Consider the following 20,855-nt stretch of genomic DNA (forward strand, 5'->3'; position numbering starts at 1 on the left):
CCCATATGTTGGACGTCCTGAGCGGCGGTCTCCGGGAGCGCCACGAGTGCTCCCGGCGACCGGACGTCCGGGGGGAGGTCAGCCCACGTTCTCGAGCTCCGGCTCGCGACGGTTCGCGACCTCCGGGGTACGGGACTTCACGACGAGCCAGCCGATGCCGAGGGCGACCGCCCAGACCGCCATCACGTACAGACAGACGCGGGAGTCGGCATCGTATGCGATCAGACCGGTGACGAACAGCAGGAAGACGATCGCGACGTACGAGCACTTCGCGCCGCCCGGCGCCGGGAAGGAGCTGGCGGGCAGCCGGCCGGCGTCGACCGCGCGGCGGTAGAGGACGTGGCTGACCAGGATCATCAGCCAGGTCCAGATGCCGGCCGCGGTGGCGACGGAGGTGACGTAGCCGAACGCCTTCTCCGGGACGATGTAGTTCAGGATCACGCCGATGCCCATGAAGGCCACCGAGACGGTGATGCCGAGCGCCGGGGTCTTGGTGGAGGACAGCCGGGAGAAGACGCGCGGCGCCTCGCCGTTGTCCGCCAGGGTGCGCAGCATGCGGCCCGTGGAGTACATGCCCGAGTTGCAGGACGACAGGGCCGCGGTGAGCACCACGAAGTTGACGATGCCGGCGCCCGCCGGGATGCCGATGACCGCGAAGGCCTTCACGAAGGGGCTGACCCCCTCGGCGAACTGCGTCCACTTCACCACGCACAGGATGACCGTGAGGGCACCGACGTAGAAGAGGGCGATGCGCCAGGGCAGGGTGTTGATCGCCTTCGGGAGGGTCTTCTCCGGGTTCTCCGACTCACCCGCGGTGACGCCGACCAGCTCGACGGCGAGGTAGGCGAACATCACGCCCTGGAGGGTCATCAGGGAGGAGCCGATGCCCTTGGGGAAGAAGCCGTCGAATTGCCAGAGGTTGGCGACCGAGGCGGTGTCGCCGGCCTGGCTGAAGCCGAGGGTCAGCACGCCCAGGCCGATGACGATCATGCCGATGAGCGCGGTCACCTTGACCATGGAGAACCAGAACTCGATCTCGCCGAACAGCTTCACCGAGATCAGGTTGGCCACGAACAGGACCACGAGGAAGACCAGTGCCGTCACCCACTGCGGGACGGACGGGAACCAGTAGTTGACGTAGATCGCGGCGGCCGTCAGTTCGGCCATGCCGGTCACGACCCACATCAGCCAGTACGTCCAGCCGGTGAAGTAACCGAAGAACGGGCCGAGGAATTCACGCGAGTACTCGGCGAACGAGCCGGAGACCGGGCGGTAGAGCAGCAGCTCGCCCAGGGCTCGCATGATGAAGAAGATGATCACGCCCGCGAGGGCGTACATGAGGATCAGGCTGGGGCCGGCCTTGGCGATGTTCGCCCCGGCTCCCAGGAACAGGCCGACGCCGATGGCGCCGCCGATCGCGATCATCTGGACCTGGCGGCTGCCGAGCCCTCGCTCGTACCCCTCCTCAGGGGTGGTGGTGACCTTCTCAGAGGTCATGTGCGGTGCGCCTTTCTCCATGCCGACCCGGGCCTGTCGTCGGCCTCGGATCGGGTTTCGATCCCCCCGGATGATGGAGCTGTCTGCCTGGCCGACGGTCGTCGGCTCGGTGGCGCACCCGGCCGGACATGGGTGGTGTCGGCCGGGCGGTCGTGAAGATTTATCACGGCCGCCATACTGATCACAGAGACGCGATGTGGCGCATCGCACAGGAAGAACCGGACAAAGAACGCCCTAAAGCGTCAAATCAGGCCGCAACGGTGACGGGATCGTTATCCGGATTTGAGCGTCCGCTGAGCGAACACGAAATCATCACATTCAGGGCATGAGTGTGGTGACGAGGGTCTCCTGGAGCCCGCCCAGCCACAGGTACGCCATCACCATCGGCTTGCGCGGGTCCTCGTCCGGCAGCCGGTAGAGGAGATCGGTGTCGTCCTCGTCGGTGATCTCCAGCCGGGAGCCGATCGCGAGGCGCAGGTCGTTGAGGGCGCCGAGCCACTGCCGCGACTGCTCCGGGGACAGCTTCAGCACGGCCCCGCCCTCGTCCACCGGCGCGAGGGCGTCGAGGGTGCGGACGACCGCGAGCGCGTTCTCCCGCTTGCCGGCCCGCAGGTCGTTCTCGGTGTAGCGGCGGAACTCGGCGGAGTGCGCGCGCCGCTCCTCGGCCCGGGCCGGCGAGCCGGCGGCCTCCTCCGGGTCGCCGTAGGCGTCCGGGAAGAGCCGGCGCAGCACCGGATCGGCGGGCGGCTCGCTCGGCCCCTCGGCGAACAGCTCGGCGAGCGGGTCGTCGGGGGCGTCGGCACCGGGGCCGGGGCCGATGAGCTCCAGGAGCTGCACGGCCAGCGACCGGATGATGGAGATCTCGACGTCGTCGAGGGCGACGGCCGCGCCGCCGCCGGGGAGCGGTTCGAAGTGTCCGGGCATCTGAGTCGGTCGCTACTTCCGGTCCTGCTGGAGGGTGGCCCACAGACCGTAGCCGTGCATCGCCTGCACGTCGCGCTCCATCTCCTCGCGGGTACCGCTGGAGACGATCGCCCGGCCCTTGTGGTGGACGTCGAGCATGAGCTTGGTGGCCTTGTCCTTGGAGTAGCCGAAGTACGACTGGAAGACGTACGTCACGTAGCTCATGAGGTTGACCGGGTCGTTGTGGACGATCGTGACCCAGGGGACGTCGGGCTCGGGTACGGCGAAGACCTCCTCCGCCGACTCGGTGCGTTCGATCTCTACGGGCGCGGGTGACGTCACACAGCCCATGCTGCCACGGCGCCCACAAATCGTCACACCGACGAAAAGGGAGTACGATCCGTTGCCATGAACACAGCGGACCTTGGGCTGCCGGTGGACGTTCCCTCGACGGCACTCTTCACGGACCAGTACGAGCTGACGATGCTGCAGGCCGCGCTGAAGGCCGGTACGGCCGAACGGCGCAGCGTGTTCGAGGTCTTCACCCGGCGGCTGCCGGACGGCCGCCGCTACGGCGTGGTGGCCGGCACCGGGCGCGTCCTGGACGCGGTGGAGAACTTCCGCTTCGACGAGGGCGTCCTCGCCTTCCTGCGCGAGCGCGGGATCGTCGACGACCAGACCCTGGAGTGGCTCGCCGGCTACCGCTTCACCGGCGACGTCTGGGGCTACCCGGAGGGCGAGGTCTACTTCCCGGGCTCACCGATCATGCGGGTCGAGGGCACCTTCGCCGAGTGCGTGCTCCTGGAGACCGTGATCCTCTCCATCCTCAACCACGACTCCGCGATCGCGGCGGCCGCCTCCCGCATGTCCTCCGCGGCGGGCGACCGCCCGCTGATCGAGATGGGCGCCCGCCGCACCCACGAGCTGGCCGCCGTGGCCGCCGCGCGGGCCGCGTACGTCGGCGGCTTCGCCACCACCTCCGACCTGGCGGCCGGCTTCCGGTACGGCATTCCGACGGTCGGCACCTCCGCCCACGCCTTCACCCTCCTGCACGACCGCGAGCGGGACGCCTTCCAGGCCCAGGTGGACACCCTCGGCCGGGGCACGACCCTGCTCGTCGACACCTACGACGTCACCGAGGCCGTCCGTACGGCGGTGGAGGTGGCCGGCCCCGAGCTGGGCGCGGTCCGCATCGACTCCGGCGACCTGCTGCTGGTCGCCCACCGCGTCCGCCACCAGCTGGACGAGCTGGGCGCGCGGAACACGAAGATCGTCGTGACCTCCGACCTGGACGAGTATGCCATCGCCTCCCTGGCCGCCGCCCCCGTGGACGCGTACGGCGTGGGCACCCAGCTGGTGACGGGCTCCGGACACCCCACGGCGTCCATGGTCTACAAGCTGGTCGCCCGCGCCGAGACCGCCGATCCCGGGGCACCGCTGGTCCCGGTCGCGAAGAAGTCCAGCGGCGGCAAGACCTCCGTCGGGGGCCGCAAGTGGGCCGCGCGCCGGCTGGACGAGGAGGGGTTCGCCGCGGCCGAGGTCGTCGGCACCGGACCCGTCCCCGACGGGCTGGCCGACCGGCAGCTGCTGGTGCGGCTGGTCGAGAACGGCGAGGTCGTGGCCCGGGAGCCGCTGGACGTGCCGCGCGAGAGGCACATCGCCGCACGCGCCAACCTGCCCCTGTCCGCCACCCAGCTGTCCCGGGGGGAACCCGTCATTCCGACGGAGTACGTCCAGGGGCGCTCGGGTAGCTAGAGCGGGACCGCCCGTCCGCCCCTCGGAACGCCCCCTCCCGCACGGGGCCGGAAGTCTCTAGGCTCAGTTACTTAACTCTCAGTCGAAGGACACCCACCATGCGCCGCGCCTTGATCGTCGTAGACGTGCAGAACGACTTCTGCGAGGGGGGCAGCCTCGCGGTCGCCGGCGGCGCGGACGTGGCCGCCGCCGTCACCGAGCTGATCGGCCAGGCCGGGGGCACGGGATACCGCCACGTGGTCGCCACCCGCGACCACCACATCGCACCCGGCGGCCACTTCGCGGACAACCCCGACTACGTCCGCTCCTGGCCCGCGCACTGCGTCGCGGGCACGGAGGGTGTGGGCTTCCACCCGAACTTCGCCCCCGCCGTCGCCTCCGGCGCGGTGGACGCCGTGTTCGACAAGGGGGCGTACTCGGCGGCCTACAGCGGCTTCGAGGGCGCCGACGAGAACGGGCTGCCGCTGGCCGACTGGCTCCGCGAGCGGGAGGTCACGGAGGTGGACGTGGTGGGCATCGCCACGGACCACTGTGTGCGGGCCACGGCGCTGGACGCGGTGCGCGAGGGCTTCCGCACCCAGGTGCTGCTCGACCTCACGGCCGGAGTGGCCCCGCAGACCACCGAGCGGGCGCTGGAGGAGCTCCGCGAGGCGGGCGTGGAACTGACCGGCAAGCCGGTGGTCGGCGGCTGACCGGACCCTCCCCCGCGCCGCGCGTCACCCCTGCGGAACCGCCGGCGGTCTGCGCAGCAGCGCCCGGATCGGGTGCCAGAGCTCGACGAGGACACCGTTGTCGGGGGCCGTGCGCCATATCAGGCCGTCGGGGTGGTGCAGCACCGCCGTGACCTCGTCCGGCGTGGGCGGCTCCGCGTTCCCCCGCAGGTACACCGCGCGCAACCCCAGGTTGCGCAGCCGGGTCAGCGCACGGGCCCGGTTCTGGGCGTGCACGAGCACCCGTACCCCGGCCGCGCCCCCGGCCGGGCTCGGCAGGTTCAGCGCCACCACGACGGTGCCGTTCGGTAGCTTGCAGAAGCCTCCTGCGGCCATGCGTTCACATCCCCGTTCCGGTCGGTGTCAATAAGCGGCCCACTGGACGCACCTAAACACGATCGGCGGCAACCCGCCAAGGGGTTGCCGCCGATACGTCTCTGACCTGCGGTTATGTGGACTACTTCACCGCGGGGCCCACCTTGAGCTCGATCGTGGAGCCGTCCTTGGCCTCCTTGACGATCGTTACCTTGGTGTTGGTGTCAGTGACCTTCACCCCACCCGTCGGGTTCGACGCGTCGTAGTAGGTGCTGGCGTGGTCGTTGAAGACCGAGACACCCTTCGACGCCTTGATCTTCAGGGCGACGTCGGCCTTGTGCAGGGTGATGCCGTCCGTGCCGTAGAGGCTGAACGGCGAGTCGTACGCCTGGATGCGGTTGCGCAGCAGCGTGCCGTCGGACCACTTCAGCGCCTTCGGGTGCGAGTCGATCGGCAGGATCAGACCGGTGCCCGGGTGGCCGTTGCTGGAGTTGGTGTTGTTGTCCGCCTGGGAGGTGTCCCACTTCCAGATCAGCAGGCCGTTCTGGTACGGGTAGTGCTCCACCCAGTCGGGACGCGACGCGAAGCCGAAGTTGTACGGGCCGGACTTCAGCGTCTTGTCGTACGACACGTACTGGCGGTTCTCGGCGATGTAGTACTGCGCGTAGTCCTTCGTGAAGGACGCGCCGATGCGCGAGAAGCCGGCCGCGGTCCAGGCGGCGTCCGCCGTCTCGGCGTTGTCCGAGAACACCGGGGTGCCGTCGGCCGTCACCGCGATCTGGTCGGCCGCGAAGCCGAGCTCCGCGACACCGCCGTCGGTGGCGTAGCGGAAGCGCAGGTCGATCTTCTTGCCCGCGTAGGCGTCCAGCGAGTACGACAGCTTCTTGTGCGTCTGCGAGAAGCCGCTCAGCGCCGGCTTGCCGCTGCCGTCACGCGGGATGGCCTGGCCGTCCGCCGTGCCGTCCAGGGCGGTCCAGTTGGCGCCGCCGTCGGTCGACACCTCGGTGTAGAGGTAGTCGTAGCCGTCCTCGATGGCCCACCAGCCGTCCAGGTCGAGCTTCGCCGACGCCTTGCCGGTGAGGTCGACGGAACGGGTCAGCGTGTTCTTGAGGTTGTCGCCGCTGCCGCTCCACCACTGGGTCGCGCCCTCGGCCGGCTGCGTGACGGTGGTCTCGACCGCCTTCTGGGGCAGGGTGACCACGAGGGCCTGCTTGTCCCAGGTGTTGTACTCGGCGACGCCCAGCTTGTGGGTGGACTGCTTGCCGGCCTTGGCGGTGTCGTAGTTCAGCCAGCCGAGCTGCAGCTTGTCCCAGGCGTTCATGTCGCCGGGCAGGTCGCCGATGGACTCCTTGCCGGTGCCCAGCCAGGAGCCGGACGACATCAGGGTCCAGAAACCGGTGGAGTTGTCGCCGCCGGCGGTGTCGTACTCGTCCGGCAGACCGAGGTCGTGGCCGTACTCGTGGGCGTAGACACCGAGGCCGCCGTTCTCCGGCTGGATGGTGTAGTCGCCGACCCAGACACCGGTGCTGCCGACCTGCGTGCCGCCGAGCTTGTTGTTCACCGGGCCGGTGGCGCCGGCGTCGGTGCCGAAGGCGTACCAGCGGTGGGCCCAGATCGCGTCCTTGCCCTGGGCGCCGCCGCCCGCGGACTCGTCCTCACCGGCGTGCACGATCTGGAAGTGGTCGACGTAGCCGTCGGGCTCGTTGAAGTTGCCGTCGCCGTCGTAGTCGTACCGGTCCCACTGGTCGTACTTGGCGAGGTCCTTCTTGATGTCCGCGTCGGTGCGGCCGGCCTTCTTCTGCTGGGCGACCCAGGCGTTCAGGCCGTCGCTGACGACGTTCCACACGCTCGGGCAGTTGGTCTGGCCGCACGCGTTGTTGCCGTAACGGGCCTCGTTGTACGGGACCTTGACCCAGTCGGTGACCTCACCGGAGACCGAGTAGCGGCCCGAGGACTGCTTCTCGTAGTACTTCTTCAGCGACTCGGTCTTCTTGCCGGTGCCGAAGTACAGGTCCTGGAAGTGCTTCTTGTTGTAGTCCTTCTGCCAGGCCGTCGAGTTGTCCTTCTTGCGGTTCGGCTTGGCGATCTTGTTGTGCAGCGGGCCGGCCGTGCCCCCGAACTTGGGGTCGGTCTGGTTGCCGAACTCCACCAGGATGGTGAAGATCTTGTCGGTCTTCTCCCGGCTGAGCTCGACGTACTTGCTCTGGCCCTTGCTGCTCTTGAGCTTGACGACCTTGGAGCCGTTGCGGTCCTGCGCGGTGGCCTTGCCGGCTATGAGCTGCTTCAGGGCCTCTGCGCGCTGCGCGTCCTGCGTCTTGCTCAGCGGACCGTCGAGGTCGTGCTTCTGCTGCTTCACCGGGGCCGGGTCGTGCCGGTTCGCGGCGGCCGACCGGGCCGTGGTGCTCGCCTCCGCGACGGCGAACGTCGCGAATGTGGCGGAAGCCGCCGCGAGCGTCACACCGATCGCGGCCGCTCTGAACGTCCAGGATCTATTGGTCACTTGAGTTCCTCCCCCGCGCCGCGCACACGGACAGGGGGTTCCGAGTCATTGGAGGAATCCGTGCGCGCACGTTCAACGCGTGTAATCAAGTGACGACATTTGACTAGAGGTTAAGGAGAAAAGACAGACCTTGACTTGAGCAGGACAAGTGCACTATGCGGAGCTGACGTTCGCTTTACGAACGCCCCGGGTCCCGCCCGTGAACAGTGCGCATCCGCCTGGCGGGCGCAGGAACCCGCCTGCCCGGCGGGGCCATGACTCCGTGCGCCCCCCGTGCACCGGTACCGTGGGTTAGGTCACGCTTACCGGGCGTTCGACTCGGGCATGCACGCGGTGAGAGTCGAACGGCACCGCCCAAGTCCCCCTGAAGCCTCCCGAGGACACGATTGCCATGCCTCGTCCGACCGTCGCACAGCTCGCCTACGGATCCTGCACCGTGGTCCTCTCCACACTGGCCATGCTGCTGCTGTCCCAGACGAGTTCGGGTGTCGCGATCACCGTCATCGCCCTCGCGGCGCTGGCCCTGGGACTCCTGGTCGCCATGACCGTCCCCACGCCCCGTCCCGCCGAGGCGCCCGCCAAGACCGCCGCCGAGAAGGAGCGCGTCCCGACGGCCCTGTGAGCAGGTGCGCGGACGTGGGCGGCGGGCCCGGCACACCCCGGACCCGCCGCCCACGTCCGCGCAGCCGCGCCGCGCCGGTTCACCGCGTGCTGACCACCACCGTCTTGGCCGCCTTGTCGTGCAGACCCTGTTTGTACGGTTTGTCGAAGAAGCTCCAACCGCCGCAGATCGCCGTCCAGATGCAGGCGCAGCAGAAGGCGAAGGGCACCCACAGCACCAGGGCGCGGATCAGCGAGGTCTGCCCGGACGGCGTCGCGCCGTTGTCCAGGTTGGCGACCCGCATGTTGAGCCACTTCTTGCCCAGGGTCTGCCCGGTCCTGCTGATCAGGTAGGTGTCGTACGCGACGTAGAGGACGGCCGCGATGAGGGACTGCGCGAGCGACCTGCCGACCTCGACGCGGTCGCTGTTCAGGTCGTACTCGCGCACGCCGAACGCCCAGGTGAGCAGCCAGACGACGATGCCGACGAGGATCATGTCGACGATCCGCGCGAGCGTCCGCTTGCCGCTGTCGGCCAGCGGGGGCATGCCGGCCAGCGGGTCGCCGGGGTGCCCGCCGCCGGCACCGGCGTCGTAGGGCCCGCCGCCGTAGGGGCTCCCGCCGTACGGACCGCCGCCGTACGAGGGGGCTGCTGGCCGCCGTACGGAGGCCGCTGCCCGCCGTACGGAGGCTGCTGCCCGCCGTACGGAGGCTGCTGCCCGCCGTCCGGGGGTGGTTGACGCTCACCCCAGGAGGGTGGCTGCCGGCCGCCCGGCGGCGGGGGCTGGGCGCCGGGGTGCGGGGTGTCGTACGGAGAGCCCGCCCCCGGTTCCGACGGGGGCCGCTTCCTGAACGGGTCGTCCTCGGGGGGCTGGTCCCCGGAGCCGGGGGGCGGTTGGCTGCTCATGGCCCGAGTGGAACCCGAACATCCCGGCTCCGCATCCGGCGGGCGGCCGTACGGAGTAGGCGCGGCGCGGTCAGTCCGCGACGAACGTGTGCGCCGCCTTGTCGTGCCAGCACTGGCGCCAGGGGCGGTCGAACAGGCACCACAGCGCGCCCAGGACCCCGATGCCGAGCAGCCCCGGCACGCTGTAGACCAGCCAGCGCAGCAGCGCCCGGCCGAACGTCGGCGGCTCGTGCGCCTCGATGTCCCGGACCTCCAGACCGCACAGCTTCTTGCCGAGGGTGCGGCCCCACCGGGCGGTCGGCAGCACCTCGAACAGCACGCCGGAGACGAGGAGGACGGCGAGCACGATGCCGAGGCTGGTGCCGGTCGTGCCGTCGACGAGCCAGACGGTGACGGTACGGCCGGAGAGCCGGGCGGCGTCGATCTTCTGCTGGATGTGGTCGGCGGCCCGCGTGCCGAGGGGGACGGCCGCGGCGGCGGTCACGGCGCCCACGACCAGGCTGTCGACCAGCCGGGCGGCGAACCGCTTGCCGAGTCCGGCGGGGCGGGCCGCGGCCTGCCGGCGCGCGGCCGCCTGGAACACGTCGTCCACGGGCGGTTTCCACGGCGCCACGGGCTGGTCGTCCCCGCCGCCGGCCAGCCGGTGCACCTGCTGGGCCCAGGAGGACTGCCCGCCGCCGGCACCGGCGGTGAGCGGAGTGGCGGCGGGCTGCGCGGGCCCGGCCTGCTGCGGCACCGAGGGCGACACGGCGGCGGGGGCGGCCGGCGGCTGCTGGGCCGCGGGTGCCGGGTGGCCGAGGGCTCCCTGGACGGGCTGGGCCGCGGCCTGCGGGGCCTGTGCGGCGGCGCGGGACGCGGCGGCCTTGCCGGCCCCGAACCCGGGACCGGACGCGGGGAAACCGGCGAGGACGCCGGCGCGGAGGAAGCGGGTGAGGGTGCGGGCGCCCCGGCCGGGCCCTGCCCGCCGAAACCCCCGCCCTGGCCGGCCCGGCCCGGACCGGGCGCGCCGAAGCCGGAGCCGGACGCCCCCGGCCCGGCGCCCTGGCCGCCGAAGCCCGCGCCCTGCGGGCCCTGGCCGGTGCCGGTGGGGCCGTCCTGGCCGCCCCGTCCCTGGCCGGGCACCGGAGGGAACGCCGCCGCGCCGTCGTCGTGGACGGCCGCGGGCCCGGGGACCGGGCGGCGGAAGATGAAGGTGCCACCGGGGTCGGGGGCGTCGTCGTCGGCGGGCGGGATCGAGGCCGTGCCGTCGGTGCGGGCGGCGTGGCCGGCGGGCTGGGCCGGACCGTCCGCCGGGACCCGCGGATCGGTGTGCCGGCCGCCGGCGCCGCCCGGAGCGGAGCGCGGCTGGGGGTCCTCGTCGAAGAAGTGGGGGCCCGTCTCCTCCACGGCAGGGGCCGCCGGGCGGACGCCGGGCGGCGGGGTGAGCGGCTCGCCGTCCTTCGGCGCCGGCCGGCTGGTGCCGGGCACCCAGGAGGCGCCGTTCCAGTACCGGACGTAGCCGGGGATGGACGGGTCCGGGTAATAGCCCTCGCGGGGCCTGTCGTCACCTGGGGCCGGGGTTGGGGCGCTCATGTCCGTCGTCCCGTATCTGCTCGGGGGTGGGATGGGAGCCTCCACATCTATCAGACGCGGGCATCGCCCATGGCCAGTCCGGCCGTACCCACCCCTTTCCGGGCAACGCCGTGCCGGACTTCCGCCGGGCCGCGAAAAGAATCTCCCCGAACCTGCGTAATGGCCGGGCCCCTGCGCCCTCTCCCCCGGTGCGGGCGCCCACCGGGCGGCCGTGGGGAACGCAGACGACAGAGGAGACGCAGGTCATGCAGCACACCGTGGTGGAGCGCGAGCTGGAGTTGAGGCTCGTCCTGTCGCCGGAGCGCGGCATCCCGGTCCCGGCCCGGCTCAGCTACCGCTCCGACGACCCGTACGCCGTCCACATCGCCTTCCACATCCACTCCGAGCACCCCGTCGACTGGACGTTCGCCCGCGAGCTCCTCGTGGAGGGGGTGTTCCGGCCCTGCGGCAGCGGGGACGTACGGGTGTGGCCGACGAAGGTCGACGGGCGCGGTGTCGTCCTCGTGGCGCTGAGCTCGCCGGACGGGGACGCCCTGCTGGAGGCGCCCCTCCCGCAGGTCTCGGCCTGGCTGGAGCGGACGCTGCGGGTGGTGCCTCCGGGCGCGGAGGGCGGGCAGCTGGGCCTCGACGACGCGCTCGACCAGCTGCTCGCCCGGTGAGGGATGCCCGGGCGCGGGGCCTCAGAAGATCTTGCCGGGGTTGAGGATGTCCAGGGGGTCGAAGACCTGCTTCACCGCCCGCTGCATCTCCAGACCGACCGGGCCGATCTCCCGCGCCAGCCACTCCTTCTTCAGTACGCCGACGCCGTGCTCACCGGTGATGGTGCCGCCCAGCTCCAGACCGAGGGCCATGATCTCGTCGAAGGACTCGCGGGCCCGCCGGGACTCGTCGGGGTCCTGGGCGTCGAAGCACACGGTGGGGTGCGTGTTGCCGTCGCCGGCGTGCGCGCAGACGCCGATGGTCAGGTCGTACTTCTCGGCGATCCGCTCGACGCCCTCCAGCATGGCGCCGAGCCTGGAGCGGGGCACGCACACGTCGTCGATCATCGTCGTGCCCTTGACCGCCTCCAGCGCGGTCAGCGAGAGCCGCCGGGCCTGCAGGAGCAGCTCCGACTCGGCGGCGTCGTCGGCCGGGACGACCTGCGTGGCGCCGGCCGCCTCGCACAGGGCGCCGACGGCGGCGAGGTCGGCGGCCGGGGCGGGGGTGTCGAAGGCGGCCAGCAGCAGGGCCTCGGTGGTCTCGGGCAGTCCCATGTGGGCGAGCGCGTTGACGGCCTTGACGGTCGTGCGGTCCATCAGTTCGAGGAGGGAGGGGACGTGCCCGCCCTCCATGATCCGGCAGATGGCCTCGCAGGCCGCCGCCGCGGACGGGAACTCGGCGGCCAGCACCAGCTGCTGGGGCGGCTTGGGCTTCAGCGCCAGGACCGCCCGCACGACGATGCCGAGGGAGCCCTCGGAGCCGACGAACAGCCGGGTGAGGTCGTACCCGGCGACGCCCTTGGCGGTGCGGCGGCCGGTGGACATCAGCCGGCCGTCGGCGAGGACGACGTCGAGGCCGAGCACGTACTCGGCGGTCACGCCGTACTTCACGCAGCACAGGCCGCCGGAGGCGGTGCCGATGTTGCCGCCGATGGTGCACATCTCCCAGCTGGACGGGTCCGGCGGGTAGTAGAGGCCGTGTTCCTCGACGGCGCGGGACAGGGTCGCGTTGATCACGCCCGGTTCGACCACGGCGATCCGGTCGACGGGGCTGATCTCCAGGATGCGGTCCATCTTGGTGAGGGACAGCGCGATGCAGCCCTCGGTGGCGTTGGCGGCGCCGGACAGACCGGTGCGGGCGCCCTGCGGGACGACGGGGACGCGCAGTTCGCTCGCGGTGCGCATGACGTGCTGCACCTGCTCGACGGTGCGCGGCAGTACGACGACCGCCGGGGCGCCGGCCGGGCAGAAGCTCGCCATGTCGTGGGAGTAGGAGGCGGTGACATCGGGGTCGGTGAGCACGGCCTCGGGCGGCAGGCCGGCCAGGAGCCGGTCGGTGAGGTTGCTGGTTGCCTCGTCACGAGGCGCTTCGATGCGGCTCATGATCAAAGGTTCGCACTCGCGGCCATCGGTGTGAACCCCACCCGTGCCCTCCTTGGGCCGCCCGGGTGCGCTCGTCGTATTGACGCACAGTGAGCGCCATGGACAACCGACTGAGCGTGCCGGGTACGTCCCTGAGCGCGGAGCCGCCGCCGGGGCGGCGCCGCTCCTCGCGGTGGCTGCGGCGGGTGCTCGTCACCGCGCTGGCGGGCGGTGTCGTCGCGGGGGCGGTGCTGACGCTGCTGCCCGGGGAGCGGCGGCCGGAGAGCGGGCGGGCGGGCGCCCTGCCCGCCGCCGGACCGCAGGTCCGGGCACGGGCCGAGGCGCGGGCGCGGGCCGAGGCGCTGACGGCGGTGACCTCCGGGGTACCGGCCGCGCTGCCCCAGCTGACGTCGCTCATCGGGCAGCAGGAGGAGCGGGTGCGGGCGCGGCCCCAGGACGCGAAGGCGTGGGCGGTGCTGGGGGCCGCGTACGTGCAGCGGGGAAGCCGGACGGCCGACGCGGCCGACTATCCGCGGGCGGAGCGGGCGCTGCGGACCTCGCTCCAGGTGCGCGCGGAGCGGAACACCGAGGCGCTGGACGGGATGGCCGCGCTGGCCCTCGCGCGGCGGGACTTCCCGGCGGCGAAACGGTACGCCGAGCAGGCGCTGAAGGCGGCGCCCGGGCGGTGGTCGGCGTATCCCCCGCTGATCGACGCCTACGACGGGCTCGGCGACTACGAGGCGGCCCGCAAGAACCTGGACAAGCTGCTGGGGCTGCGCACCGGCACGGCCGCGCGGCCCGCCGTGATGGCGCGGGCGTCGGCCGTCTACCGGGACCGGGGCTGGCGCGAGGACGCGGTGGCCCAGCTGACCGACGCGGCGGCCGCGGCCCAGGCACCCGCCGAGCAGGCCGCCTATCTGGCCGGACTCGGCCGGCTCGCCTGGGAGCGCGGTGACCTCGACGACGCGCTGCGGCACTTCGAGGCGGCGCTGCGGCTGGACCGCGACCAGCGGGCGGCGCAGGCCGGGCGGGGGCGCACGCTGGCCGCGCTGGGCCGCCCGCGCGAGGCGGTGGCCGCGTATAGGGCGGCCCTGGCCGGAGAGGCGAACCCGCAGGACGTCCTGGAACTGGGCGAGTTGTACGAGTCGCTGGGCCAGGAGGCCGACGCGGAAGCCCAGTACGAGCAGCTGCGTACGCGGGTGCGGCGGGCGGTGGCGGGCGGGGTCGACGAGGACCTGCTGATCGGGCGGTTCGAGGCGGACCACGGGGACCCGTGGGACGCCGTGGAGCGGCTGCAGGAGGAGTGGCGGCGGCAGCCGGGGATCGAGGTGGCCGACGCCCTCGGCTGGGCGCTGCACCGCGCCGGCGAGGACCAGGAGGCGCTGACGTACGCGACCGTCGCGACGGACAAGGCCAAGGGGGGCGGGGTGCGCAGTGCGCCGTACACCTTCCACCTGGGCATGATCGAGGGCGAGCTGGAGCGGTACGGCCCGGCCCGGCGGCATCTGCAGGAGGCCCTGCGGATCAACCCGCACTTCTCGCCGCTGGGCGTTCCCGAGGCCCGCAGGGCGCTGGCCGCGCTCGGTGACGTGCCGGAGGAGCCGCTCCCCGCCGAGGCCCCGTAGCGGGGCCGGGCGGGGAGCGCTTCGGCTACAGGTTGCCGCGCTTCTCCTGCTCGCGCTCGATCGCCTCGAACAGGGCCTTGAAGTTGCCCTTGCCGAAGCCCATGGAGCCGTGCCGCTCGATGAGCTCGAAGAACACCGTCGGCCGGTCCTGCACGGGCTTGGTGAAGATCTGCAGCAGGTAGCCGTCCTCGTCCCGGTCCGCGAGGATCTTCAGCTCGCGCAGGGTGTCGATCGGGACGCGGGTGTCGCCGACCCACTCGCCGAGGGTGTCGTAGTACGAGTCGGGGGTGTCGAGGAACTCGACGCCCGCCGCGCGCATGGTGCGGACGGTCTGCACGATGTCGTTGGTGTTCAGCGCGATGTGCTGGACCCCGGCGCCGCCGTAGAACTCCAGGTACTCGTCGATCTGGGACTTCTTCTTGGCGATCGCGGGCTCGTTGATCGGGAACTTCACCTTGAGGGTGCCGTCCGCGACGACCTTCGACATCAGCGCGCTGTACTCGGTGGCGATGTCGTCGCCCACGAACTCCTTCATGTTCGTGAAGCCCATGACCTTGTTGTAGAACCCGACCCACTCGTTCATCCGGCCGAGTTCGACGTTGCCCACGCAGTGGTCGACGGCCTGGAAGGTGCGCTGGGCGGGCGGCTCGACCATCGGCTTCGCGGCGGCGAAGCCGGGGAGGTAGGGGCCGTCGTAGCCGGTGCGCTCGACGAGGGTGTGGCGGGTCTCGCCGTAGGTGGCGATCGCGGCGAGGACGACGGTGCCGTGCTCGTCCTTCACCTCGTACGGCTCGGTGACCGAGCGGGCGCCGTGCTCGACGGCGTACGCGTGGGCGGCGCGGGCGTCGGGGACCTCGATGGCCAGGTCGATGACGCCGTCGCCGTGCTCGGCCACGTGCTGGGCGAGGAAGTGGCCCCAGGTGCTGCTCGGCTTGATCACCGAGGTGAACACGAAGCGGGCCGAGCCGTTCTCCAGCACGTAGGAGGCGGTCTCGCGGCTGCCGTTCTCCGGTCCGGAGTACGCGACCAGCCGCATGCCGAACGCGCTGGAGTAGTAGTGCGCGGCCTGCTTGGCGTTGCCCACGGCGAAGACGACCGCGTCCATTCCCTTGACCGGGAAGGGGTCGGCCTGCCGTGTGGTGTCGGGAGTGTGATGAGTGGTCTGCGTCATAAGCGGAAGGGTGGCCCCGCCCTGCAAGGTGCGCAATAGTTTCCGCTACCACTGCGCAATCTGCTCAGCCGTATGGCCGCCCCGGCGGTCTTTCTGTACAGGATGACCACCCAGGGAGGGCCCGGATGGCGATCGACCGGCTGGACGGGCGGATCATCGTGCTGCTGGCCGAGGAGCCGCGCATCGGTGTGCTGGAGATGTCCCGGCGGCTCGGGGTCGCCCGGGGCACGGTGCAGGCACGGCTCGACCGGCTTCAGTCGAACGGAGTCATCCGCGGATTCGGCCCGCAGGTGGATCCGGCGGCCCTCGGCTACCCGGTGACCGCGTTCGCCACCCTGCAGATCCGGCAGGGCCAAGGCGCCGACGTACGGGCGTACTTGACGACCGTGCCGGAGGTGCTGGAGCTGCTGACCACGACCGGCAGCGGGGACATGCTGTGCCGGCTGGTGGCCCGCTCCAACGCCGATCTCCAGCGGGTGATCGACCGGGTCGTCGGTTTTGATGGCATCGTCCGGGCCTCCACGGCGATCGTCATGGAGAACCCCGTTCCGCTGCGGGTCATCCCGCTGGTGGAACAGGCGTCCGCGGACAGCGAAGGGGCACAGCCGACCCGGGGGTGAGCGCCGGTGAACTTCTGGGAGTACCTGGCAAGCCGCCACCAGCAACTGCTCACGGACGCCTACCAGCACGCCAGCGCGGTGTTCCAGTGCATGGTCCTGGCGACGGTCCTCGGGGTGCTCGTGGCGATCGTCACCTACCGCAGCGAATGGGCCGGCCACCTCGCCACGCTCACGACGTCCACCGTGCTCACCATCCCGTCCCTGGCGCTGATCGGCCTGCTGATCCCGGTCGTGGGGCTGGGTGTCGCACCGACGGTGATCGCGCTGACCCTGTACGGGCTGCTGCCGATCGTGCGGAACGCGATCGTGGGGCTGCGCGGTGTCGACGCCGACCTGGTGGAGGCGGCCCGCGGCATCGGCATGTCCCGTCAGATGCGGCTGCTGCGGATCGAACTGCCGCTGGCCTGGCCGCCGATCCTGACCGGCATCCGGGTCGCCACGCAGATGCTGATGGGCATCGGCGCCATCGCCGCCTACGCGTCGGGACCCGGCCTCGGCAACGAGATCTTCCGCGGACTGGCCTCGCTGGGCAGCAAGAACGCCCTGAACCAGGTACTCGCGGGCACGCTCGGCATCGTCGTCCTCGCCCTCCTCTTCGACGTCGCCTACGTCCTGCTGGGACGGCTGACCATTCCCAGGGGGATCCGTGCCTGAGACATCCGTGCCCGGGACGTCCGTGGCCGACACGTCCGTGGCGGGGGCGGCCATCGAGCTGGAGAACCTGACCAAGCGGTACCCGGGCAATCCGCAGCCGGCCGTGGACAACGTCAGCATGGACATCAGGGCCGGCGAGACGGTGGTCTTCGTCGGTCCGTCGGGCTGCGGGAAGTCCACCACCCTGAAGATGATCAACCGGCTGATCGAGCCGAGCGGCGGGCGCATCCGCATCGACGACGAGGACGTCACCGACATCGACCCGGTGAAGCTGCGCCGCAAGGTCGGGTACGCCATCCAGTCCGCCGGCCTGTTCCCGCACATGACCGTCGCCCAGAACATCGCCCTGGTGCCGCGGATGATCGGCTGGTCCAAGGCGCGGACCCGGGCCCGCGTGGAGGAGCTGCTGGACCTCGTCGGTCTCGACCCGGGCGAGTTCCACGGCCGCTATCCGCGCCAGCTGTCCGGCGGCCAGCAGCAGCGGGTGGGGGTGGCGCGGGCGCTCGCCGCGGACCCGCCGGTGCTGCTGATGGACGAGCCGTTCGGCGCGGTGGACCCGATCACCCGCGACCACCTCCAGGACGAGCTGATCCGGCTCCAGCGCGAGCTGCACAAGACGATCGTGTTCGTCACCCACGACTTCGACGAGGCGATCAAGATCGGTGACCGGATCGCGGTGCTCCGCGAGCGTTCGCACATCGCCCAGTTCGACACCCCCGAGGCGATCCTCACCAATCCCGCCGACGACTTCGTGTCCGGATTCGTCGGCGCGGGAGCGGCCCTGAAGCGGCTGAACCTGACCCGGGTGCGGGACGTGGAGATGCGGGGCTACCCGACGGTGACCGTGGACACCCCGCTGCAGGAGATCTTCGGCCTGCTGCGGGGCAGCGGCACCAACGAGATCCTGCTGCTCGACCGGCGCCGCCGGCCCTACAAGTGGCTGCGCCGCGGGGACCTGATGCGGGCCCGCGGCTCACTGGCTCGGGCGGGCACGCTCGTCCACGACACGGTCACCCGGGACGCCACCCTGCGGGACGCGCTGGAGGCGGTGCTCACCGACAACGCCGGCCGGGTGGCCGTCACCAGGCGGCGCGGGGAGTACATCGGCGTCGTCGACATGGAGACGCTCATGAACTCGGTGCACGAACTGCTGGAGGCCGACCGGCTGGAGGCCATGGAGGCACAGGCCGACCTGGAGGTGGCCCGCGCCCAGCAGACCCACTTCGAGCAGGAGGGCCACGGCGGGGAGCGGAAGGCATGAGCACCGGCCGGCGGCCCGAGGGCGAGCACGAGGTGGAGGGGCTGGCCTTCCGCGACGAGGGGGAGGCCGAGCAGGAGGCGCCGCCGCCCCCGCGGCGACCGCGCACGCGCCGCCTGACCTGGCCCCGGCTGACCGTCCTGCCGGCCTTCCTGGTCCTGCTGCTGCTGGCCACGTGGCTGTGGTTCGACCAGGCCGACCTGGACACGATCTCCGAGAACGCGCTGTCGGGCGGGCAGGTCTCCAAGGCGCTGTGGCAGCACGTGAAGCTGACGGCGATCTCGACCGTGCTGGTGCTGGTCATCGCGATCCCGCTGGGCATCCTGCTGACCCGCCCGGCGTTCGGCCGGGCCACCCCGCTGGCCATGACGATCGCCAACATGGGCCAGGCCACCCCGGCGATCGGCCTCCTGGCCCTGCTGGTGATCTGGCTCGGCACCGGCACGAAGGCGGCCCTGATCGGCATCGTCGCCTATGCCGTCCTGCCGGTCCTGGCCAACACCATCGCGGGCCTGCGGGCCAACGACCCGACCCTGCTCGAGGCGGCCCGCGGCATCGGCATGTCGCCACTCGGCGTGCTCGCCCGGGTGGAACTCCCCCTCGCCGTCCCGCTGATCCTCGCGGGCGTCCGTACGGCGCTCGTCCTCAACGTGGGTACGGCGACCCTCGCGACCTTCGGCGGGGGCGGCGGCCTGGGCAGTCTGATCACCACGGGCATCACCACCCAGCGCATGCCGGTCCTGGTGCTGGGCTCCGTCCTCACCGTGGCGCTCGCCCTGCTGGTGGACTGGCTGGCCTCGCTGGCGGAGGTCCTGCTGCGGCCGCGCGGACTGGAGGCCGGAAGATGACGCGGCCGTGGACCCGCCCGCCCCGGCCGGCCCGCGCGTGGCGCCGTACGGCCGTGCCGCCCGCCGCGCTCCTGGTGCTCGCGGCCGGCTGCGGACTGACCAGCGGCTCCCCCATGACCGACGACGTGCGGCCGGGCAGCATCGGGCGCGGGGAGCCGCTCAAGGGCGCCCGTCTCACCGTCACCTCCAAGGAGTTCACCGAGCAGCTGATCCTCGGCGCGATCATGGGGATCGCCTTCGAGGCGGCGGGCGCCGACGTCCTGGACCGGACGGGCATCCAGGGCTCCATCGGGTCGCGGGAGGCGGTCAAGAAGGGGGACGCCGACGCCCAGTTCGAGTACACGGGCACCGGCTGGATCACCTACCTGGGCAACTCGAAGCCGATCCCCGATCCGCGGAAGCAGTGGGAGGCGGTCCGGGCGGCCGACCTGAAGAACGGGCTGACCTGGCTGCCGCCCTCCCGGCTGGACAACACCTACGCGCTGGCCATGAACCGGGCGAACTTCGAGAAGTACCGCACGACGACGCTGACCGAGGTGGCCGCGCTGTCCAGGAAGGACCCGGGGGCCGTCACCCTGTGCGTGGAGGGCGAGTTCGCCAACCGGGCCGACGGACTGCCCGGCATGGAGAAGGCGTACGGCATGAGCGTGCCGGCCGGGAACGTCACCCAGATGGACACCGGGATCATCTACACCCAGGTGGCGAAGGGGGCGTGCACGTACGGGGAGGTCTTCACCACCGACGGTCGCATCAAGTCGATGAACCTGGTGGTGATGGAGGACGACAAGCAGTTCTTCCCTCACTACAACGCGACGCCGGTGGTCAACACCGCGGTGCTGAAGAAGTGGCCGGCCATCGCCGGCGTCATCGATCCGGTCACCCGGAAGCTGGACAACACGGTGGCGCAGACGCTGAACGCGAAGGTGGACGTCGACGGGGAGGACCCGCACCAAGTGGCGCTGGACTGGATGAAGGCGGAGGGGTTCGTGAAGTAGGGGCGCCGCGCCCCTCGCGGGCCGTCGCTCAGCAGCTCGGGACCGCGCCCTTGCCCTTCTCCAGTGCGACGAGGGAGTCGACCGCGCTCTTCAGGGTGGTCACCGGAACGAGCCGCAGGCCCTTCGGCAGCTCCGAGGCGGCGTCGGCGCACTCCGCCTTCGGCACCAGGAAGACGGTGGCCCCGTCCCGCCGGGCGGCCTGCGTCTTCAGGGCCACACCGCCGACCGCGCCGACCTTGCCGTCGGCGTCGATCGTGCCGGTGCCGGCGATGGTGCGGCCGCCCGTGAGGTCGCCGCCGCCGCCGTCCCCGTCGAGCTTGTCGATGATCCCCAGCGTGAACAGCAGACCAGCGCTGGGACCGCCCACGTCGGCGAGTTTCAGCGTGACCCTGACCTTGTCCGGCTTGAGGCCCAGGTACTTCAGCGCCGCCTGGGTCGCCGCGTCCTGGGACTGCCGCATCTGGGCCTCGTTGTGCTTCTCGATCTCCTTGACGGTGTCGCCGCTCGGGTAGACCGAGCCGCGCGGCATGACGGCGCGGTCGGTGCGGAACCAGTTGCCGAGCACGTCGCCGAGGGACACCCGGGCGTCCGGCCCGGTCGCCTCGATCGTGGTCATCCGCAGCTGTCCGCCGGTGTCGCGGGTCGTCGCGCCGGACACGGTGATCACCGGGGTGCCCTTGTTGTCCCCGAGCACGTTCGCCGTCATGCCGGGCTGCGCCACCGAGAACGGCAGCGGAGCGAACGCCGCCGTGGCGATCAGGGCCACGACGGGCAGGGCGCAGAGGGCCACGGCCTGGGAACGTGTGAGACGTGAGAGCACGAGGTCAATCTAACCCGGCGGCTCCCCCCGGCCACCGGCCCCTCA

General features: G+C 71.5%; 19 protein-coding genes and 2 pseudogenes. 11 read left to right on the top strand and 10 right to left on the bottom strand.

Annotation, left to right across the window (positions count from 1 at the left end; translation table 11 throughout):
- Positions 1-78: 78 nt before the first annotated feature.
- Positions 79-1,497, bottom strand: a complete 1,419-nt coding sequence (locus N8I86_RS15895; protein ID WP_123437682.1) for an amino acid permease — start codon at positions 1,495-1,497, stop codon at positions 79-81.
- A 128-nt stretch (positions 1,498-1,625) separates the two neighbouring features.
- On the opposite strand from N8I86_RS15895, the gene N8I86_RS15900 reads away from it, so the two are divergent.
- Positions 1,626-1,826, top strand: coding sequence for a hypothetical protein (locus tag N8I86_RS15900; protein ID WP_198960528.1), 201 nt, complete (start codon positions 1,626-1,628; stop codon positions 1,824-1,826).
- Here N8I86_RS15900 and N8I86_RS15905 read toward each other — a convergent pair.
- Together N8I86_RS15905 and clpS are read right to left on the bottom strand one after the other, a co-directional pair.
- On the bottom strand, positions 1,816-2,421 hold the full coding sequence (locus N8I86_RS15905; RefSeq protein WP_073900277.1) for a DUF2017 domain-containing protein: 606 nt from the start codon (positions 2,419-2,421) through the stop codon (positions 1,816-1,818). The genes N8I86_RS15900 and N8I86_RS15905 overlap by 11 nt on opposite strands.
- Positions 2,422-2,433: 12 nt before the next feature.
- Positions 2,434-2,751: an ATP-dependent Clp protease adapter ClpS gene (gene clpS / locus N8I86_RS15910; protein WP_073900273.1), complete on the bottom strand. Its 318-nt coding sequence runs from the start codon at positions 2,749-2,751 to the stop codon at positions 2,434-2,436.
- A gap of 57 nt (positions 2,752-2,808) precedes the next feature.
- On the opposite strand from clpS, the gene N8I86_RS15915 reads away from it, so the two are divergent.
- Positions 2,809-4,155: a nicotinate phosphoribosyltransferase gene (locus N8I86_RS15915; RefSeq protein WP_073900270.1), complete on the top strand. Its 1,347-nt coding sequence runs from the start codon at positions 2,809-2,811 to the stop codon at positions 4,153-4,155.
- A 98-nt stretch (positions 4,156-4,253) separates the two neighbouring features.
- On the top strand, positions 4,254-4,847 hold the full coding sequence (locus N8I86_RS15920; protein ID WP_073900268.1) for an isochorismatase family protein: 594 nt from the start codon (positions 4,254-4,256) through the stop codon (positions 4,845-4,847).
- A gap of 24 nt (positions 4,848-4,871) precedes the next feature.
- Here N8I86_RS15920 and N8I86_RS15925 read toward each other — a convergent pair whose 3' ends face one another.
- The gene (locus tag N8I86_RS15925; RefSeq protein ID WP_073900265.1) at positions 4,872-5,201 is read right to left on the bottom strand and encodes a hypothetical protein; all 330 of its coding nucleotides are present in this window, start codon (positions 5,199-5,201) and stop codon (positions 4,872-4,874) included.
- 121 nt (positions 5,202-5,322) lie between these two features.
- Positions 5,323-7,680, bottom strand: coding sequence for an immune inhibitor A (locus tag N8I86_RS15930; protein WP_263278062.1), 2,358 nt, complete (start codon positions 7,678-7,680; stop codon positions 5,323-5,325).
- 391 nt (positions 7,681-8,071) lie between these two features.
- On the opposite strand from N8I86_RS15930, the gene N8I86_RS15935 reads away from it, so the two are divergent.
- Entirely contained in the window at positions 8,072-8,302 is a 231-nt protein-coding gene (locus N8I86_RS15935) for a hypothetical protein (RefSeq protein ID WP_263278063.1), read from the top strand.
- Positions 8,303-8,381: 79 nt separating this feature from the next.
- Here the strand turns inward: N8I86_RS15935 and N8I86_RS15940 are convergent.
- A pseudogene (locus tag N8I86_RS15940) lies at positions 8,382-9,187 on the bottom strand (RDD family protein).
- A gap of 70 nt (positions 9,188-9,257) precedes the next feature.
- Positions 9,258-10,759 (bottom strand): annotated as a pseudogene (locus N8I86_RS39590) (RDD family protein).
- A 245-nt stretch (positions 10,760-11,004) separates the two neighbouring features.
- Here N8I86_RS39590 and N8I86_RS15950 point away from each other — a divergent pair.
- Positions 11,005-11,418: an SsgA family sporulation/cell division regulator gene (locus N8I86_RS15950; RefSeq protein WP_073900252.1), complete on the top strand. Its 414-nt coding sequence runs from the start codon at positions 11,005-11,007 to the stop codon at positions 11,416-11,418.
- 21 nt (positions 11,419-11,439) lie between these two features.
- On the opposite strand, the gene N8I86_RS15955 is transcribed toward N8I86_RS15950, so the two are convergent.
- Positions 11,440-12,846 carry an FAD-binding oxidoreductase gene (locus N8I86_RS15955; protein WP_073900250.1) on the bottom strand — a complete coding sequence of 469 codons (1,407 nt, stop codon included), beginning with the start codon at positions 12,844-12,846 and terminating at the stop codon, positions 11,440-11,442.
- Between the two features lie 92 nt (positions 12,847-12,938).
- On the opposite strand from N8I86_RS15955, the gene N8I86_RS15960 reads away from it, so the two are divergent.
- Positions 12,939-14,444 carry a tetratricopeptide repeat protein gene (locus N8I86_RS15960; RefSeq protein WP_263278064.1) on the top strand — a complete coding sequence of 502 codons (1,506 nt, stop codon included), beginning with the start codon at positions 12,939-12,941 and terminating at the stop codon, positions 14,442-14,444.
- A gap of 25 nt (positions 14,445-14,469) precedes the next feature.
- Here N8I86_RS15960 and hppD read toward each other — a convergent pair whose 3' ends face one another.
- Positions 14,470-15,615 (bottom strand): 4-hydroxyphenylpyruvate dioxygenase, encoded by a 1,146-nt coding sequence (gene hppD / locus N8I86_RS15965; RefSeq protein WP_263278065.1) that lies wholly within the window; start codon positions 15,613-15,615, stop codon positions 14,470-14,472.
- Between the two features lie 125 nt (positions 15,616-15,740).
- On the opposite strand from hppD, the gene N8I86_RS15970 reads away from it, so the two are divergent.
- From N8I86_RS15970 to N8I86_RS15990, 5 genes are all read left to right on the top strand, one after another.
- On the top strand, positions 15,741-16,235 hold the full coding sequence (locus tag N8I86_RS15970; RefSeq protein ID WP_073900243.1) for an Lrp/AsnC family transcriptional regulator: 495 nt from the start codon (positions 15,741-15,743) through the stop codon (positions 16,233-16,235).
- A 6-nt stretch (positions 16,236-16,241) separates the two neighbouring features.
- On the top strand, positions 16,242-16,889 hold the full coding sequence (locus N8I86_RS15975) for an ABC transporter permease (RefSeq protein WP_263278066.1): 648 nt from the start codon (positions 16,242-16,244) through the stop codon (positions 16,887-16,889).
- Entirely contained in the window at positions 16,882-18,150 is a 1,269-nt protein-coding gene (locus tag N8I86_RS15980) for a betaine/proline/choline family ABC transporter ATP-binding protein (protein WP_263278067.1), read from the top strand. The genes N8I86_RS15975 and N8I86_RS15980 overlap by 8 nt, the downstream gene beginning before the upstream one ends.
- Positions 18,147-18,995, top strand: a complete 849-nt coding sequence (locus N8I86_RS15985; protein WP_263278068.1) for an ABC transporter permease — start codon at positions 18,147-18,149, stop codon at positions 18,993-18,995. The genes N8I86_RS15980 and N8I86_RS15985 overlap by 4 nt, the downstream gene beginning before the upstream one ends.
- 113 nt (positions 18,996-19,108) lie before the next feature.
- A complete protein-coding gene (locus N8I86_RS15990; protein ID WP_263280113.1) occupies positions 19,109-19,990 on the top strand; it encodes a glycine betaine ABC transporter substrate-binding protein in 882 nt (293 codons plus the stop codon).
- 28 nt (positions 19,991-20,018) lie between these two features.
- Here N8I86_RS15990 and N8I86_RS15995 read toward each other — a convergent pair whose 3' ends face one another.
- The gene (locus N8I86_RS15995) at positions 20,019-20,810 is read right to left on the bottom strand and encodes a S16 family serine protease (RefSeq protein ID WP_073900233.1); all 792 of its coding nucleotides are present in this window, start codon (positions 20,808-20,810) and stop codon (positions 20,019-20,021) included.
- Positions 20,811-20,855 lie beyond the last annotated feature (45 nt).

The sequence above is a fragment of the Streptomyces albidicamelliae genome (assembly GCF_025642175.1).
In the GTDB taxonomy this organism is placed as follows: Bacteria; Actinomycetota; Actinomycetes; order Streptomycetales; family Streptomycetaceae; genus Streptomyces; species Streptomyces albidocamelliae.

Bases quoted from the DNA above. Each gene is read 5' to 3' on its own strand.
- N8I86_RS15900 (WP_198960528.1), top strand. From the start codon at position 1,626: ATGGGTGGTGTCGGCCGGGCGGTCGTGAAGATTTATCACGGCCGCCAT.
- N8I86_RS15950 (WP_073900252.1), top strand. From the start codon at position 11,005: ATGCAGCACACCGTGGTGGAGCGCGAGCTGGAGTTGAGGCTCGTCCTG.
- N8I86_RS15970 (WP_073900243.1), top strand. From the start codon at position 15,741: ATGGCGATCGACCGGCTGGACGGGCGGATCATCGTGCTGCTGGCCGAG.
- N8I86_RS15915 (WP_073900270.1), top strand. From the start codon at position 2,809: ATGAACACAGCGGACCTTGGGCTGCCGGTGGACGTTCCCTCGACGGCA.
- N8I86_RS15935 (WP_263278063.1), top strand. From the start codon at position 8,072: ATGCCTCGTCCGACCGTCGCACAGCTCGCCTACGGATCCTGCACCGTG.
- N8I86_RS15925 (WP_073900265.1), bottom strand. From the start codon at position 5,201: ATGGCCGCAGGAGGCTTCTGCAAGCTACCGAACGGCACCGTCGTGGTG.
- N8I86_RS15985 (WP_263278068.1), top strand. From the start codon at position 18,147: ATGAGCACCGGCCGGCGGCCCGAGGGCGAGCACGAGGTGGAGGGGCTG.
- hppD (WP_263278065.1), bottom strand. From the start codon at position 15,615: ATGACGCAGACCACTCATCACACTCCCGACACCACACGGCAGGCCGAC.
- N8I86_RS15920 (WP_073900268.1), top strand. From the start codon at position 4,254: ATGCGCCGCGCCTTGATCGTCGTAGACGTGCAGAACGACTTCTGCGAG.
- N8I86_RS15960 (WP_263278064.1), top strand. From the start codon at position 12,939: ATGGACAACCGACTGAGCGTGCCGGGTACGTCCCTGAGCGCGGAGCCG.
- N8I86_RS15905 (WP_073900277.1), bottom strand. From the start codon at position 2,421: ATGCCCGGACACTTCGAACCGCTCCCCGGCGGCGGCGCGGCCGTCGCC.
- N8I86_RS15990 (WP_263280113.1), top strand. From the start codon at position 19,109: ATGACCGACGACGTGCGGCCGGGCAGCATCGGGCGCGGGGAGCCGCTC.
- N8I86_RS15895 (WP_123437682.1), bottom strand. From the start codon at position 1,497: ATGACCTCTGAGAAGGTCACCACCACCCCTGAGGAGGGGTACGAGCGA.
- clpS (WP_073900273.1), bottom strand. From the start codon at position 2,751: ATGGGCTGTGTGACGTCACCCGCGCCCGTAGAGATCGAACGCACCGAG.